Below are 14,984 nucleotides of genomic sequence, written 5' to 3' on the forward strand. Positions count from 1 at the left end.
CGGACTCTTGATCGAGATCATGTGCGGCCGATACGGCGAAAGGCAAAGGGCGGGATGAGGTCTCCGCCGGTCCTCGCATCGGACGGCGGAAGCGTCTCCTCGAGCAGCATCGCCATCCGGGCATGGAGGGGCGACCTGACGCATACGGGATCGGCCGCCGCAGCATCGCCGGCCAGCGCCAGCGCCTGGCAACGGCAGCCGCCCCAGTCGACATCACGGCGCTCGCAGCTGCGGCAGGGTTCCAGCATCCAGTCCGTCCCACGGAAGGCGTTGAATGCCGGCGAGTCCCGCCAAATGTCGGCCAGCGGCCGAGAGCCGAAGCGCTCGAATCGCAGCGATGGAATGGTCATCGCAGCATGACAGGGCAGCACCAAGCCGTCCGGTGCGATGACGAAAGCATCGCGCCCCCAGCCGCCCATGCAGGGCTTGGGATAGGTCGCAAAATGATCCGCCACCACGAAATCGATCTCCAGCACGCCGACAAGACGTGCCCGTGCGGCCTCCACGGTCGCGACCTGATGCTCTATCGAGGCGCCGTCGGGCAGCAGATAGCGACGATTGAGCAACGCCCAGCCGGCATATTGCACGTTGGCAATCTCCAGCCGCTCGGCGCCGAGCGAGAGCGCCAGGTCGATGTAATCGGGAATTTCCGCGATGTTGTGCCGATGGATCGGCGCATTGATCGTCAGCGCCAGTCCGAGGGCCCGCGCATGTCTGGCGGCAGCGAGCTTTTGCGCGTGGGCGCCGGAATGGCGTCCGATCCGCGCGGTGGTTTCGGCATTGGCACCCTGGAAGCTCACCTGAACATGGTCTAGCCCCGCGCTGGCAAGTGCTTCCAGACGGATGCCGGCAAGGCCGACGCCGGCCGTGATGAGGTTGGTGTAGACACCGGTTTGCGACAGCGTTGACACGAACTGTTCGAGGTCCCGGCGCAGCGTCGGCTCGCCGCCCGAAAGATGCACTTGAAGAACGCCCATAGCCGCCACTTGCTCGAACACGTCGAGCCAGCGTTCCGTCTCCATTTCACGGTCGGCTTTCAGCAAATCAATGGGATTGGAGCAGTAGGGGCACTGCAGAGGGCAGCGATGCGTCAGCTCAGCCAGCATCGCGATCGGAGGGAACGGCGCCTGCGTCACAGCCGCACCAACAGCCGGTCTGCCCATTCCTGCAGGAAGGCGCCGACGTCGGCGTCGATTTCCTGGCCCTGACCGTCATATTCGCAAGCAAGCTCCCTCACGATGGCACTGATTGACGTCTTGCCGTCACAGCGCCGGAGGATGTCCAGTCCGATTGCATCGGGCCACAGAACGCGCTCGGGTGCCAGCACCGCCCAGGCATTCCGGACGGGATCGAAACGCAGGCGTACATAGGGCGCGAGGCGCGGGCGAGATTGCGCCGATACAATCCCTCTCCGGCGGTCCGCTGTCATCCGTTGGTCTCCGGCCGGAAGCAGCCAGGGGGTATGACGCCGTCACGCCCATATGCGTAGTCGAGCGCGTCGAGCATCGCCCAGAGCACATCGCACTTGAAGACCAAGGCGTCGACAACCTTCTGCTGACGTTCCGGCGTATCGGCGTAGCGAAGCACGTAGCCCAGCGCGAAATCGGAATCGCGTGCGGCCTGATCGGGCCGCCGATCGAAATAGGCGAGCGTGTCGGCCCTGACGAAGTCGTATCGCGCCAGCATCGCTGGCACGCGTTCTGCGATAATATCGGGCGAGAAGAGTTCGGTGAGGGAGGAAGCAACTGCTTCGAGCAGCGTATGGGACGCGCAGAAATTGACATACGCCTGCACCGCGAAGCGTGTTGCCGGCAGCGCCAGCCTTTGGCTTTTCACCTCTTCCGACTCAAGGCCGAGCGACGTCGCGAGATGCAGCCAGCGCGCAATTCCGCCACTCCGGCCGTCCTCGCCGTCATGGTCCTCGATGCGCTTGCGCCATGCGGCCCTGAATGCCGGATCCTCGGCGTAGGACAGGATGGTGGCGTCCTTGCGCGGGATGGCCGCCTGATAGCAGTAGCGGTTGAGCGCCCAGGCCTGCAGCTCGGTCTTCGACATCGCTCCCTCCACCATTCTGCGATGGTAGGGGTGTCGGTTGTGATAACGCTCGCGGCCGACCTGCAGAAGGACTGTGCGCAAATCTTGTTCATTGAGGCCGCGGCCGACCACGTCGGAAAAATCGTTCACAGCATGAGCTCCATCCGGTCTTGCGCAATCTCCCATCCAGCTGCGCGCACCGCCGCGTGTTCGGGCGATTCCTCGTCCAGAACCGGATTTGTGTTGTTGATATGGATGAAAATCCGGCGGTCGACCGGCAGGTGGTTCAGACATGCGATCGCACCGTTCGGTCCGGACATGGCGATGTGTCCCATGCGCGCGCCGGTCTTCACGCCCACGCCGGCCGTGATCAGCTCGTCGTCCGTGAACACTGTGCCGTCGAGGAGAACCATGTCGGCGCCGGCAATCCGTTGCCGCAGCGATTCATCGACGGCTGTACAAGCGGGAATGAAGAGCAGCGAGCGGCTCCCCTCCATCAGACGAACCCCGATCGTGCCGCCATCGGCGGAACGGAGCTCCGGATCCTGTCGGCCGCCATCTTCAAGAAAGAGCGCCACCTTGCCAGGAACGGAAAACACCTCGATGCGGATGCCGATTTCCGCGCCCTCGGCATCGCAAAGATCGATGAAGCCTTCAGGAGGAAGGCAGCGGCGCGAAACAATCTGAGCATCGAGGACATCGAAGATCGAATTGGAGGCGATAACCGCCAGAACCTGCTCCGTTGCATAAAGAGCGAAGGGTTGCCGCTCACGCAAGCTGAGGAGCCCCGAAATCTGGTCGATCTCGGCGCCGGTCAGGACGACGGCTGCCAGCGGTGTGGCGCGTGCCGACATCTCCGGATGCGGTTGGAGTTCAGGGTTTTCAGCAATCTGCTGGCGGATATCGGGAGAGGCATTGAAAAGCACCCAGCGTCGCCCGTCTGGAGATGCCGCAACACTCGTCTGAAGACGCGGGCGGACCCCAGGATTACCCGCCCGCGCGGCCCTGTTCAGCCTGTCGTTGGCGTTCCACTGAGGAAAACCGCCACCCGCGGCGGAGCCGATGATCCTAATCCACACGCCGTGACAAACTCCGCGTTTCTCTATTCCAGCAATGTCGCGAACCGGTCGAGCACAGCCGATGCCGTACCCGCCGGTTGCGTAATGTCATTTCTTTGTGGTGATTTCGGCAGGCAAATAGCGCGATATCTCCATTCCCGCCGCGACTTCGCACATGACGGGCTTCTTCCAAGTCTTCTTCTTCATGTCTTTCTCCGATCTGGCTGCCTTGGAAATACCGCAGCCAATCCCATAAGCACGCAGCCCAAGCTTTGTTCCCGACAGGGTATGCGAGGGATGCTCTTTCGGATTGGGCGTCGGACGCTCGCGTCAAAGAAAGACAGATCAACCGAAAGCGGAACCGGGGTGGCGGATGTTCGCGCGAGCATCGGCCGGCCACCTGTGACCAGAAGCAAGCCCCGGTGAAACAACCGGCTTCTGACGAAGCCAGGAGGATGTAAGCCGGCGCAACGCAACTCTTGAGGAAATCGCCCTGCTGGCGCTAAGCTCGTTCTCCTGCATCTTGTATCGGGCACAATGATGAACGGTGAGGCGAAAAGCAGCCTGTCCGGGCGCGCCATGCGCTGGGCCATCGCATTGACCGAGCAGAAGAGCGTCACCGGGACCGGCGGCGAAGCCTCGTTCGGCCCGTGGCTGGCAGACGAGTTACGCCGCGAAGCCGCGTTTCGCCACGCGGAACCTGGACCATAGAGGTCGAGCCGGAAGATGGCCGCCATTGCGTGGCGATGCTGGTCCGCGGTACTGGCCGCGCCACCATCGTGCTGACCGGTCACTACGACACCGTCACGACGCGCGACTATGGCGATCTGGAGGATCTGGCCACCCAGCCGCAACAACTCACCCAAGCGCTAAGAAAAACTTTGGCCATGGCCGAGGCGCCTGCCGTGAGGCGGGCGCGGGACGACTTCGCCTCGGGGGAGTTTCTCGCCGGCCGCGGGCTGCTCGACATGAAGGCCGGTTTGGCCGCCGGGCTGGCGGTTTGCGCCGCATTCGCCGAAAGCACCAACGCGGCGGGAAACTTTCTGTTTATCGCGGTTCCCGACGAAGAGAACAATTCTGCCGGTGCGCGCAAAGCGGCACAGGTTCTCACCGAGATAGCCGGCGAGCACGAGTTGGACATTTTCGCGGCGATCAATCTCGATGCGATCGCCGACGACGGGGACGGCAGCAAGGGTCGCGTCATCGCGCTTGGAACGGTCGGCAAGCTGCTTCCGACGGCCATGTCGTCGGCGTTCCCGCGCATAGCGGCTTTCCGTTGAGTGGCCTGAATGCGGCGACCATTGCCGCGGCCATAGCCGCCCGGGTGGAATGGGCATCGGAGCTGACCGACGACTCCCGGTCGCTTCCGGGTACACCGCCGAGTCTGCTCAGCATTCGCGACGGCAAGTCCGGCTATGACGTGACCACGCCGGCTGCGGCGTTCGCCACCTTCAACGTGCTGAGCTATCGCCGGACGCCGGATGAGGTGCTCGAACGCTTCGACCGGCTTTGCGCCGATGCTGCTTCGGCCTGCCTGGCGGAGTTGAAGCGGCGGCGGCACTTCCAGCACGGCAGCGCCGCGATCGATCTCCTCGAAACAATCCCCCTGCATCGTTACGAGGCAGTGCTGGACCGTCTCGACGCGGAGGCAAGATCGAGGCTTGGCGCCGTTGGGGCTTCGCTTGCCGCCCGCGATCTTCCACTGCCGGAGCAATGCCGGCTGGTCACCGACTAGGCATGGCGATTGAGCCGCTTGCCGGGACCGGCAATCGTCACCGGCTTCGGCTCGATACCTTACTTGCCGACGAACCTTTCGGACCGGCCGGCAGCGGCGCGGCTGCGGGCGATCGCTTCGGACGTCGCGGCCGACGCAAGCGCCCGCTATGGCTCGGCAATCGGCTGTGCGGATTTATTTCGCCGGCATCTCGGATATGAGCTTCTTTGGCGAGGCGGCCGAGTCCGGTCTCAAGGTCGTCGCCCGCAACACGCCGATGTGGCGGGACGGCATTCGCTGGCCGAAGTCAGGTGGGCTAGCCAACATTCCCACCATCAATATCGGTCCGTGGGGACGAGACTACCACACGCCGCCTGAGCGGCTTCACATCGGCTATGCTTTCGACGTCCTGCCGCAGGTCGTGAGCGATGTTTGTGCAGCGCTGCTTAAAGAGCAAGGATAGGTACGAGTCCATCAAATCTCGCCAGGAACAAATCGGCGAAGCCGAGGTTTGGTTCTACAAATCAAATCGCGAGGAAATCCTATGGACACTGACGTCAACTCCGAAACCCGTTCGATCTTCATTGTTGGGCTGCGCAACGCCCACGCCATGGAGAACCAGGCACTTTCGATCATGAAGCCTCAGGTCAAGCGGATCGAGAACTATCCGCAGGTCGCCGATCGCCTGCAGCAGCATATCACGGAGACCGAAGGGCAGATCGCCCGGCTGGAATCCATTCTGGATGGCCTCGGCGAGGACCATTCCACATTGAAAGACACGGCCATGTCGATGGTCGGCAGCATGGCGGCGATGGGACATTCCGTAGCCGGCGACGAAATCCTCAAGAACAGCTTCGCCAACTTTGCATTCGAAAATTACGAGATCGCCGCCTACAACTCATTGCTCGTACTCGCCGAAGCCGGAGGGTTTAGTCAGGCAACCAACTCTCTTCAGCAAAATCTCAGCGAAGAAGAAAAAATGGCCGACTGGTTGAAGCAGAACCTTCGCGCCGTCACCTTGCAATACGCCAGGCTGCGTGAGGCGGGAGAGACCGCCAAGAGTTAGGCCGCCCCGCTGGGGAAGAGGAATTCCTGACAACCACCCCAGCCGAATTGACGGGGTGGTTGTTTTTTCTGGGATCGGAAGTGCTGCTAAGGACCGCGCGCCACGCGTCGGCCAGACACGCTTCCTTGGAGCCCGAAGAACCGAACGGATTCAGAGCTAAGAATCCGAACGGATCGGAGCGCCCCGGTTCTGATGGCTTGAACGCCGCGATCCCATTTGTCTGCGGAAGGTTGCGGACTCCTGGCCGACTTCGATGTTCCCACCGCAAGGCGACCCGCGGTCGAAATCACCAGGAACGACCGGTGGCAGCGCTATGACGTCGATTTGGGAGCCTCGTCGGTCTCCGGCAAACGATCGCGAATGGCTTCCTCGGTTTTGCTTGCCGTCTTTTTCACGACTTTCTCGACGCGGTCGACCAACGTCTCGGCGTCGCCGCTGGAACCCTGTCGGTCAGCCTCTTCCTTTACAGTCTCATATGCTTCGGCGGCGACCTGCTTGGCTTGTTCCACGCCTTCTTCAAAGACTTCTTCGGCACTGTCACGAAGCTTGTCGCGGTAGGGGCCGAGTTGCGCGTCTTCCGCGGCGGTGTGAGGCAGCATCACGCCGATGGCGGTGCCCACGGCAAGGCCCACCGCGGCCATTGCCAGAGGTTCGCGCTGGAACAGGTCCTGCGCCGACTGACGCACCCGCCCCGTGATATCGGTGGCGGCCGAGCCGACCTGCCCGGCCGTGCTTGTCAATCTTTCTTTGGCGCCGCTCGCAACGTCTGCCACAGCCTCAGTCGCACCGCCTGCCACGGAAGCAACCGAACGAGCGGCATCGGAGAGCATGGAGCCGGCGGAACCTTCGCCCTCGGCACCGTACTCATCGCCGCGTGAGCCCTGCCAGGCCCCGCCCAAGCCCCTCTGGTCAGAGAAGTTTCGGGTGGCGTCATGTTCCCTGCCGGTCGAATAGGCACCAAGTGCTGAACTGTCTACCGACGTGCCCTTGCCAAGCATCAGCCAGGCCAGGCCCGCGCCGACCAATGTAAGCGGCAACGGATTGTCCCTGACCTGAGTCTTAAGATTGCTGAGCATGGCGGATCCCTCGCCGCTGAACATCCCGGTGAATTCGTCGATCAGTTGGCCCGGTGTCATCTTGCTGCGGATCGAGTCTGCGGTATCTGCCACTCTGGCGCGAGCAATATCAGCATCGCGTTCCAACTCGGCTGCGGATTTGTCGGTCATCTTATCTGTTCCTTGATCACGCGTGCGTCGCGTTTAAGTTGGTCTTGTGTCCGGTCGGGGGTCAACTCTGAGGGAGCCATGCTTGCCTTGCCGGACCGCAAGAGTACGACGCCCAGTACTGCCACCACGACGCCGACCAGCAGCGAGGACCATCCGGCCCCCAGCCCGGCGCTCGCCAAGGCAATCACCAGCGCCTGCAAAAGCACCATCAGGGCGGCAAGCAGGCAAATGACGCCTCCCATTACCTCCACGGCGCCGGCGCCGACCTTGCTTACCTTTTCCGACATTTCAGCCCGCAACAGCCTGCTTTCGGTTTGAAGCAGTGTTGTGACCTGCTGTGCCAGATCGCTGACAAGGGTTGTCAGGCTGCGAGTGTCCTGATTGTCAGTCATGGGTTTCGCTCCAGGCTTGCATTGGCCCAGTCATCGCCGGACTGATCGGATCCTAGCGGGGCCGGCTCAACTGCCTCTGCCGATTGCCATCCGAACTCATTCGAGCGAGGACCCGTCTCGGGCGCCCGGCCTGTTTCCGACTGGCCCGGTGCTCCGGTTTGGGCAGAGGGTGGCGAGCTCTTGATGAACCGCCCCAACGCGAGGCCTGCCAATACCGAACCGGCGATCAGCGCGCCCGAGTTTTCGCGGCCGAACGACTGAATTTCGCCAAGCACCTCGTCGAACGGTTTATCCTTCAGGGACGAGGAAAGCCGCTCGAGCCCGCCTGCGGCGTCAAGGGCGAATTTCGAAGCGGTCCGTTGATCATTGTTGGCAAGATGCTCGCTTGCCGCGCGCAATGCGCCGCTGAAGGCCTTGAGGTTGGCGCTCACGTCGCGCTGCGTTCCCTCCGCCTTGTTGAACAATGCTTGCTTTGCTTCCGATGCGTAATCTCCGGCTTTCCTGGTGATCTCGTCACGCGCATCGTGGAGCGCTTCCGTCGCGGTCTGCTTTTCCCGTTGTAGTCTTTCCGAAAGCTCGCTTCTGGCTGTCTCGAAATCGGCCGGCTGACGGCCCTGATCGTCCTGGTCCTGCATGGTGTCTCCTAGTGGAATCCGAGGAAGGAGAGGATCGCAAGCACGACGACGACGAGGCCGATGAGATAAATAACACTGTTCATGGCGCAATCTCCTCCACTGCGCACCGAACTTGCCTGTGCTTCCCGTGTTCCCTCGGACGTCATCTTTTTTGGTAAGCGAAGCCTAACCCGCCTCAAGACGGGATCTTGTCCTGTGCCGATGGCGGTGAGCGCGGTTGGAAATGATACGAGACCGGAGTCCGGCGCGACTTACAGGTCGAGACGCAGGTCCGTTCCGGCAGATATTCGCGCTGCATGGGCCGGGAATTTTTCCGCAGTGCTTTGACTGGGCATTATCGCAGTGGGACCTGCCTGCGACCTACCACTCAATCGCAGGCCGCGCGATCATCAGCCAGAAAATTCCGAGTACGGCAGCGAAGGCGGGGAAGCCGAAGGCGAACCACAGCCAGAAGAGCCGATGATACCGTGGCGGCAACGGCGCGCCTGCAGCGGCGGCTTGCGAGGCCAGCTTGCGCATCTCCATCTGCATCCAGACGACCGGGAGCCAGAACATTCCGGTGAAGATATAGAGCGTGATCGAAAGCACGATCCAACCTTCCGACAGCGAGTAGCCTGCCTGCCAGGCGAGCGCGGCGCCCGTCAGCGGCTGCGCGACGACGGCCGTCGCTGTGAAAAGAAAGTCGGCTACGACGACCATGCGCGCCACCGCCGCAACCGTTGACGTATTGCCCGTCCTGTGGGCGAGCAGCATGAAGAAAGCGATGCCGGCGCCGGTGCCAAGCAGCACGGCTGCGCCGATGACATGCAGAAATTTCAGCAGGAAATAGAGCATCAACGCTCCTCCAGCACTGCCAACGCCACAAAGTGCAGCACCAGAATCGGCAACACTTTGAGGAACGGCCCAAGCGGTTCGTTCCACAGCTCCGGGCGCAGGAAACTTCCGACGGCCAAGTAGAGGAGCGAGAGCGCGATGCCGCCATAGAGGCCTTTTCGCGTCGTCGACCGCCAAGCTATGAGCGCGCCGATGGCGATGTCGGCCAGAGCGCCGACGATCACGGTAGGTGCCGACAAGATGCCAGCCCCAGTGCTTTGCATCAGATCGATGCCACCGTTATAGCCGGTGGTCAGCGACACAACACCCGTCACGATCCAGAAGAAGGGCAGGACGACGAAGATCGCAGGCTTGATGAAATACAGGCGGGCAAACCATTTTTCCTGCACCGTTGCCGGATTGAGCGCGAGGAAACCCGCCAGGGTTTGCGACCGTATGCCGGTCAAGGCGGTCCAGTTGGAGGGATCTCCAACCGCCCCTCGGGCGATCTCCCTGGCCGCGTTGGTGCGCATTGGTGGGCGCCAGCCGAACATCGCGGCAAAGTCGCCGAGGCGGTAGAGGAGGCTCGCAAGCGGTTCCGGAAGCACAAACGTGGCCGCTGGGGCCCAGCCGAGCCATCGGCGATAGCTGCCGACGACCTCGTCCAGGGTCAGCTGTTCCGGACCGGCAAGTTCCAGCACGACGCGAGACGGACTGGCGGGAGCGAGAAGGAAGACGACGGTTGAGACCACGTCGTCGAGTTGTACCACCTGGAGCCGGCCGGTGCCGGGCATGGACGGCAGCACCGGCAGCGAGGCGAGACCCCGAAACAATGCGCTGGCTCCAAACACCGGCCGCCCGAGCACCACGGACGGGCGCAGGATCACCCAGTTCAGATCAAGCGCCATTAGCGCTTGGTCGCCGGCCAGTTTCGTCGCCGAGAACGTCGAAGGCTGCGCCCGATCGACGCCTATCGCCGAGAAGTGGATCACCCGAGCAACCCCTACCCTCGCACAGGCGAGGAAGAGTGCTGCCGCCGCATCGCGATGGACTTCCCGCGTCTTTTCACGGGGGCTGTCCTGCAGAACGCCGGCACAATTGACGACGGCGTCGATGCCCGTGAGATGCGGCAACCAGTCTTCGGGCTGCAGCGCCACCGCGATGTCCAGCACCAGCAACTGATAATTGCCGGCCCGGTTTGCGCCGGGGCTGCGGACCAAGCCGATCACCTCATGCCCTTCGGAAAGAAGGCGTGCGACGACCGAGGCACCGATCAGGCCGGTGGCGCCGGCAACCAGAACTTTCACACTGGACCCCATTCTCCGACGGCGGGACAGTATCGTTCATTCCCGCTTATCGCCCTCGATACTCCCCTTCATAGCGGAAAGTTCTTCCTTCGTGCATAACAACCGCGGCCGCGCCGGGTCGGAGATGTCGAGCTTGTCCCAGGGAATGCGGTACATGCTGTCGCGACTGCGCATTCGAAAGACGTCGAGGACCGCTGTGCCGATGGCAGAAGCGGACAGGCGCTCGAATGCTGCGTAGATGCCGACATGGTACTCGGTAACCACGAGGTCATCGCCATCCGGTTCGGCGCGTATCTCCTCGATATGGCCGATGCTTTTGCCGCGCTGCGAAAGCACATTCCTGCCAGCCAATTGCTCAAGATTGACGGTGGCCATCATCCAGCTCCCGGGATACGCCCAATGACATGATCGCGCAGCCAGTCCTGCCAGTCGAAAATCGCCGTTTCGCGGACGTCGATATCGAACTCGATGTCGACGCCGATGTCGCGCACCTTGTTCCATGCGATGCGGTGCGGCTCGGCATGGCGCCTGCCGCCGAGCCTTGCCGCAAGCCGCGCCATCCAGCGCCCGGGCCGCTGGCCAAGCCGGCGCGCCAGCGTGATCGAACCGAGCTCGACCGCAATAATTTTTGGCGGCTTGCCTGGCCCGAGTTCGGCCACCAGCCCGTCCACCTTGCCGATCTTGACCTGCTCGCGGTCGACCACTTGCTTGTCCAGGATGTCGCGCAGCAAATCCATCAAGTGCCTCCGAATATCTGTAAAGGAATAGTCACGACTGCGAGCACGAAACCGAGCGCTATGATGAAGATGACCGCTGCATTCGCGATCAGCCCATTGCGGTGCTCGCCGACATAACGCTCGTCGTTCAGCAGGAAGAGGAACGGAACCACGGTCAGCGGCAGGCTGGCGGCCGTCAGAGCCATGGAAAAGATGGTGAGCTTCAGCGGATCGAGACCCAATGCGATCGGAATGGCGGCGAGAAACAACGAGATCGTATAGACGGTGCTGAAGCCGGGATCGTCGCGCGGTTTCAGGTCCTCGCCCCAGGTCCAGCCGAAGCCCTGCGCCACAAGGTACGCTTGCTGCAGCCCGATTTCGAGCGCGGCACCGAAGCAAGCTATGCCTAGTGAAGCAACGAATAGGACGAACCCCCAGAAACCGAAGATCGGAATCAGCATCAGCGGCAGTTGGTGGTAGTCGTCGATCTGCTCAATGCCGTGCGCTGCCAGCACCAGTGCTGCCACGATCAACACACCGATAGCGATTGTGCCGCCAAAACACATGCCCAAGCCGGCAATGGCCCGATTGGCTCCGAGATAGCTCTTGTCCCATTGGTCCTCGATCGCTCCCGACGAATAGAACATGAACAAATAAGGCGAGATCGATGCACCAAGAATGCTGACCGCCATGAACCAGTAATTGGCCGCGTCGTGCTCGGGCAGAGTGGGCACGGCACCGGCCGCAACCTGCCCCCAATCGGGCTTCAGCATGACGGCGCCAACCACGAAGCACAGCGTGACCAGCCCGAGGACCGCGACACCTTTTTCGATGAATCCGAACGTGCCTTTCCAAAGGAACAGCCATGCCAGAAAAGCGACCGGCAGCGCCCACCACTGAAAGCCGATGCCGGTGGCGAGCTCGAGCGCAATGGCACCACCGCCGATTTCGGCTGCCATGACCAGGAAGTTGACCAGCAAAGTCGCAAGCAGCGGCCACAGAAAGGCGTTGAAGCCAAACCGTTCCCGGATCCCGTCGACGATGGTGTGATGGCTAACGGCGGCGAAGCGTCCGGCCATTTCGACCAGGAAGATGATGCAGATCGTGCCCAGGACGACGGCCCATATCAGCTGGAACCTGAACGCCGCGCCGGCCTGAGCTGCGGTCGCCATCGATCCGACCTCGAGAAAGCCGCCAACGCTGGTGACGACGCCGAGCGATATTTCGAGTAGCTTCTTCATGATTTCGGCGCGAAATATCTGGCGTAGGACGCGCTCAGATCGGCGGCGGCGGCCCGCAGATCCTGTTGCGCGTGTTCCACGTCCGAACGGTTGCCGTTCTGCACTGCGGTCGCTGCGCGTGTTACCGCCGCCGAAAGCTGTCCGACCGCCGTCGTCAGACCGGCTTGCTCGCTGGGCTCAGGCGACTTGGCGGACTGGATTTGCGCACCGGCATCGGCGAGCGCCTTGCCGACCGATTGCAACGTGCGCGACGTGTATTTCGAAGGGGCTGCCCCAGCGACCCAAGCCTCCAGGACCAGTGATGCGGTCTGTGTGGCGGAAGCCGCGATTTTCGACTGCTGCTCGACCTGGTCGGAAGACGTGCATGCCGTCAGTACAGATATCATCAGCAGCAAGCACAGGCGGTCTGGTCGAAGACCGACGGCTGTAACGGCATTTACAACACGTGCTTGTAGCGTTGCTGCCACACGATTGTTCTCCCCGCACCAAGCGACTTCGGCGTGAAGTTTGATCTAGAGCGCCCGGTAATCACGTCAACTGAACCGGATGAACGGCGCTGGCAGCGCGGAACAAACCAGCGATCGCCGGATTAGGTGATGAGGAGGCAAAGGCCATGGACAGGGAACAGCGTATCAGGCAGCGAGCCAATGAGATCTGGGAGCGCGAAGGCCGTCCGCAAGGACGCGAGCGCGAGCATTGGGATCAGGCCGTGCAGCAGATCGAAGCTGAGGGTTCCGAGGCCGAACGCGGTCCGGTCGTGCCCGATCCAACGGTCGGGGCCGGCTCCAATCCAGAGGCGCGCGGCAGCAAGCGGCGGGGGAAGTGAGGTCCAATGCCTCGTCTCGTCGCCTGGATCGTGGTCGTACTGGTCGTGCTGTTCGCCGCCTGGCTGATGATCGGACGCGACAGAACCAGTGGCGGAGCTCAGCCCACGCCGCATGCAATAGATCAGAATGGATAGGAGCTGACATGGCGGGAACCGATACTCATCCTGAACAGGACCCTGCCGAAGGATCGCGATCGACAGTGGAAAAGCAGCTCCGCAAGGAGCAAGGCGGCGAGGGTCAAAATCGCAAAGCCGAGCCAGCTTCCGACAAATCCGGCAGCAAGACCAAGACGCCTTCGGAAGCGCGCAAGAAAGGCTCAGGCTTGGATTGAGCCGGCTGACGGCGGGCTCACGCTGCCGTTTGCCTCGAAATAATAGGGATAGCGCTGCTGGACGATTTCGAGCACCTCGAAGATGTGGCGAAGATGCATTCGCATTGCTTCTTCCGCCGCAAGCGCGTCGGCCTGCTCGAGCGCATCGACAATCCGCCGATGCTGGCCGAGGACCACCGACATGCTGTCGAGGCGCGGAAAAGACAGGAAGCGGAACCGGTCCATGTGCAGCTTCGCCGCGCTGATGTCGGCCCAGATTCCGGGAAACCCGGCATGACTGGCGATATGCTGGTGGAACAGCTCGTCCGACTTGAAGAAGCGCCTGTCGTCCGCGATGGAGGCGAACGTCTCCTGGACCGCCAGTTCGCCTTTGAGCATGGCAAGCAGGTCGGCACGGTGCGGGCTCTCGACGGCGCGCTTGATCAGGCCGACTTCGAGCGATTCGCGCAGGAACTGCGACTTCTCGAGATTGGCAATACGGAGCGGCGCCACCATGCTGCCGCGCTGCGGATAGATGTCGATCAGGCCAAGACCGGCCAGCCGGGCGAGCGCCTCCCTGACCGGCGTGCGGCTCACCCCAAGGGCTTCCGACATCGCCTTTTCCGAGATCCCTTCATGCGGCTTCAGGCGGAAGGTCAGGATCTGGTCGAGCAGAACCTCGAACGTCCTCGCCGCGACCGACGCGCCGGGGCCGGATTCGCCCAACCGCCCCTCGGTGATGGTCCGCATTCCCAAAAGCCCTGCCATCGGCAATCCCCTTAAAGGCTCTGCAGTTTCAAGCCGTTCATGAAATGCCTGCGCAAGCAGCAGCCCGGCGTTACTCCGTGCGCGGAGAACCGCCGATGCGCGCCAGCAGCCCGCCATCGACGCGCACGACCTCGCCAGTGACGAAGGAGGCATCGTCGGACAGCAGGAAGGCAACGACTGCGGCAATCTCTTGCGGCTGGGCGGTACGGCCGAGCGGATGCATGTTGTCGAGGATGCGCAGTATCTCGTCGGGGTTGTCGTTGAGCTTGACCGCATCCCGCAGCATCGGCGTGTCGACGGCGCCCGGAGCGACGGCATTGACGCGCACGCCGAGGGGCGCGTAGTCGACGGCCATCGATTTGACGAGGCCGATCAGGCCGTGCTTGGCCGTGCTGTAGGCCAGAACCCCTTCCTGGCTGGCCAGGCCCTGCACCGAGCTCATATGGACGATGGCACCGCGGCTTTGGCGCAGCAGCGGCATCGCCGCACGCGACAACAGGTAGGCAGCCTTGAGGTTGACGTTCATCACCTCGTCCCAAAGCGCCTCGTCCGTAGTCTCCACTGTTCCGTAACGCTGGATGCCGGCATTGTGGGAGAGCATGTCGAGCCCGCCGAACACGGACCGGGCAAGCTCGACGGCGCGGCCGCAGGCTTCTGTGTCGGCGGTTGAGCCAAGCACGGTGCGCACGGTCACGCCGCGCGCCGAAAGCTGCGCCGCGACCTCATCCAGCTGATCGCCCGCCCGGTCGAACAGGATAAGGTCGACGCCTTGCTCGGCCAGCCTTTCGGCGACAGCACGGCCGATGCCCATGGCTGCCCCGGTGACCAGTGCGCGTTTTCTGAATTCAGCCATTTATCCTTCCAAGAACAGTTGCCG

Annotated in this window: 22 protein-coding genes; 6 read left to right on the forward strand and 16 right to left on the reverse strand. The window is 62.5% G+C overall.

Annotated features, from left to right (window positions below; genetic code table 11):
* Positions 1-17 precede the first annotated feature (17 nt).
* The 5 genes from pqqE to NKH89_RS17650 all read right to left on the reverse strand — a co-directional run bounded on the left by pqqE (position 18) and on the right by NKH89_RS17650 (position 3,299).
* Positions 18-1,163 carry a pyrroloquinoline quinone biosynthesis protein PqqE gene (pqqE, locus tag NKH89_RS17630; RefSeq protein ID WP_051409553.1) on the reverse strand — a complete coding sequence of 382 codons (1,146 nt, stop codon included), beginning with the start codon at positions 1,161-1,163 and terminating at the stop codon, positions 18-20.
* Positions 1,133-1,429, reverse strand: coding sequence for a pyrroloquinoline quinone biosynthesis peptide chaperone PqqD (gene pqqD, locus NKH89_RS17635; protein ID WP_023716589.1), 297 nt, complete (start codon positions 1,427-1,429; stop codon positions 1,133-1,135). The genes pqqE and pqqD overlap by 31 nt, the downstream gene beginning before the upstream one ends.
* Positions 1,426-2,166: a pyrroloquinoline-quinone synthase PqqC gene (pqqC, locus tag NKH89_RS17640; RefSeq protein WP_352493902.1), complete on the reverse strand. Its 741-nt coding sequence runs from the start codon at positions 2,164-2,166 to the stop codon at positions 1,426-1,428. The genes pqqD and pqqC overlap by 4 nt, the downstream gene beginning before the upstream one ends.
* Before the next feature lie 14 nt (positions 2,167-2,180).
* Positions 2,181-3,113 (reverse strand): pyrroloquinoline quinone biosynthesis protein PqqB, encoded by a 933-nt coding sequence (pqqB, locus tag NKH89_RS17645; RefSeq protein WP_023716587.1) that lies wholly within the window; start codon positions 3,111-3,113, stop codon positions 2,181-2,183.
* An 87-nt stretch (positions 3,114-3,200) separates the two neighbouring features.
* Positions 3,201-3,299 (reverse strand): pyrroloquinoline quinone precursor peptide PqqA, encoded by a 99-nt coding sequence (locus tag NKH89_RS17650; protein ID WP_352482840.1) that lies wholly within the window; start codon positions 3,297-3,299, stop codon positions 3,201-3,203.
* Between the two features lie 443 nt (positions 3,300-3,742).
* On the opposite strand from NKH89_RS17650, the gene NKH89_RS17655 reads away from it, so the two are divergent.
* From NKH89_RS17655 to NKH89_RS17670, 4 genes are all read left to right on the forward strand, one after another.
* A complete protein-coding gene (locus tag NKH89_RS17655; RefSeq protein WP_352909416.1) occupies positions 3,743-4,372 on the forward strand; it encodes a M20/M25/M40 family metallo-hydrolase in 630 nt (209 codons plus the stop codon).
* Positions 4,369-4,827: a hypothetical protein gene (locus tag NKH89_RS17660; RefSeq protein WP_352909418.1), complete on the forward strand. Its 459-nt coding sequence runs from the start codon at positions 4,369-4,371 to the stop codon at positions 4,825-4,827. The genes NKH89_RS17655 and NKH89_RS17660 overlap by 4 nt, the downstream gene beginning before the upstream one ends.
* Before the next feature lie 166 nt (positions 4,828-4,993).
* Positions 4,994-5,269, forward strand: a complete 276-nt coding sequence (locus tag NKH89_RS17665) for a hypothetical protein (protein ID WP_352482842.1) — start codon at positions 4,994-4,996, stop codon at positions 5,267-5,269.
* An 81-nt stretch (positions 5,270-5,350) separates the two neighbouring features.
* Positions 5,351-5,872, forward strand: a complete 522-nt coding sequence (locus tag NKH89_RS17670) for a ferritin-like domain-containing protein (protein ID WP_352482843.1) — start codon at positions 5,351-5,353, stop codon at positions 5,870-5,872.
* Positions 5,873-6,183: 311 nt separating this feature from the next.
* Here NKH89_RS17670 and NKH89_RS17675 read toward each other — a convergent pair whose 3' ends face one another.
* The 9 genes from NKH89_RS17675 to NKH89_RS17715 form a co-directional block, all read right to left on the reverse strand.
* Positions 6,184-7,098, reverse strand: coding sequence for a hypothetical protein (locus NKH89_RS17675; protein WP_352493901.1), 915 nt, complete (start codon positions 7,096-7,098; stop codon positions 6,184-6,186).
* Positions 7,095-7,490 (reverse strand): phage holin family protein, encoded by a 396-nt coding sequence (locus NKH89_RS17680; RefSeq protein WP_352493900.1) that lies wholly within the window; start codon positions 7,488-7,490, stop codon positions 7,095-7,097. Before NKH89_RS17680 ends, NKH89_RS17675 begins: the two co-directional genes overlap by 4 nt.
* Positions 7,487-8,215 carry a hypothetical protein gene (locus NKH89_RS17685; RefSeq protein ID WP_245278485.1) on the reverse strand — a complete coding sequence of 243 codons (729 nt, stop codon included), beginning with the start codon at positions 8,213-8,215 and terminating at the stop codon, positions 7,487-7,489. Before NKH89_RS17685 ends, NKH89_RS17680 begins: the two co-directional genes overlap by 4 nt.
* Positions 8,216-8,485: 270 nt before the next feature.
* Entirely contained in the window at positions 8,486-8,959 is a 474-nt protein-coding gene (locus NKH89_RS17690) for a DUF2269 family protein (RefSeq protein WP_352493899.1), read from the reverse strand.
* Positions 8,959-10,257 (reverse strand): SDR family oxidoreductase, encoded by a 1,299-nt coding sequence (locus NKH89_RS17695; protein ID WP_502896902.1) that lies wholly within the window; start codon positions 10,255-10,257, stop codon positions 8,959-8,961. The genes NKH89_RS17690 and NKH89_RS17695 overlap by 1 nt, the downstream gene beginning before the upstream one ends.
* A gap of 24 nt (positions 10,258-10,281) precedes the next feature.
* Positions 10,282-10,620: a hypothetical protein gene (locus NKH89_RS17700; protein ID WP_352493897.1), complete on the reverse strand. Its 339-nt coding sequence runs from the start codon at positions 10,618-10,620 to the stop codon at positions 10,282-10,284.
* Positions 10,620-10,982 carry a hypothetical protein gene (locus NKH89_RS17705; protein ID WP_352493896.1) on the reverse strand — a complete coding sequence of 121 codons (363 nt, stop codon included), beginning with the start codon at positions 10,980-10,982 and terminating at the stop codon, positions 10,620-10,622. Before NKH89_RS17705 ends, NKH89_RS17700 begins: the two co-directional genes overlap by 1 nt.
* Positions 10,982-12,202, reverse strand: coding sequence for an NRAMP family divalent metal transporter (locus NKH89_RS17710; protein WP_352909423.1), 1,221 nt, complete (start codon positions 12,200-12,202; stop codon positions 10,982-10,984). Before NKH89_RS17710 ends, NKH89_RS17705 begins: the two co-directional genes overlap by 1 nt.
* Entirely contained in the window at positions 12,199-12,588 is a 390-nt protein-coding gene (locus tag NKH89_RS17715) for a hypothetical protein (RefSeq protein WP_245278505.1), read from the reverse strand. Before NKH89_RS17715 ends, NKH89_RS17710 begins: the two co-directional genes overlap by 4 nt.
* A gap of 227 nt (positions 12,589-12,815) precedes the next feature.
* Here NKH89_RS17715 and NKH89_RS17720 point away from each other — a divergent pair, with 227 nt between their 5' ends.
* On the forward strand, positions 12,816-13,028 hold the full coding sequence (locus NKH89_RS17720) for a DUF2934 domain-containing protein (protein ID WP_352909424.1): 213 nt from the start codon (positions 12,816-12,818) through the stop codon (positions 13,026-13,028).
* A 6-nt stretch (positions 13,029-13,034) separates the two neighbouring features.
* Positions 13,035-13,163 (forward strand): hypothetical protein, encoded by a 129-nt coding sequence (locus NKH89_RS17725; RefSeq protein WP_280940403.1) that lies wholly within the window; start codon positions 13,035-13,037, stop codon positions 13,161-13,163.
* 182 nt (positions 13,164-13,345) lie between these two features.
* Here the strand turns inward: NKH89_RS17725 and NKH89_RS17730 are convergent, their stop codons facing one another.
* Both NKH89_RS17730 and NKH89_RS17735 read right to left on the reverse strand, forming a co-directional pair.
* A complete protein-coding gene (locus tag NKH89_RS17730; RefSeq protein WP_352493893.1) occupies positions 13,346-14,107 on the reverse strand; it encodes a GntR family transcriptional regulator in 762 nt (253 codons plus the stop codon).
* 70 nt (positions 14,108-14,177) lie between these two features.
* Entirely contained in the window at positions 14,178-14,960 is a 783-nt protein-coding gene (locus NKH89_RS17735; RefSeq protein ID WP_352493892.1) for an SDR family NAD(P)-dependent oxidoreductase, read from the reverse strand.
* Positions 14,961-14,984: the final 24 nt, after the last annotated feature.

The sequence above is a fragment of the Mesorhizobium sp. M0923 genome (assembly GCF_040319365.1).
Lineage (GTDB): Bacteria > Pseudomonadota > Alphaproteobacteria > Rhizobiales > Rhizobiaceae > Mesorhizobium.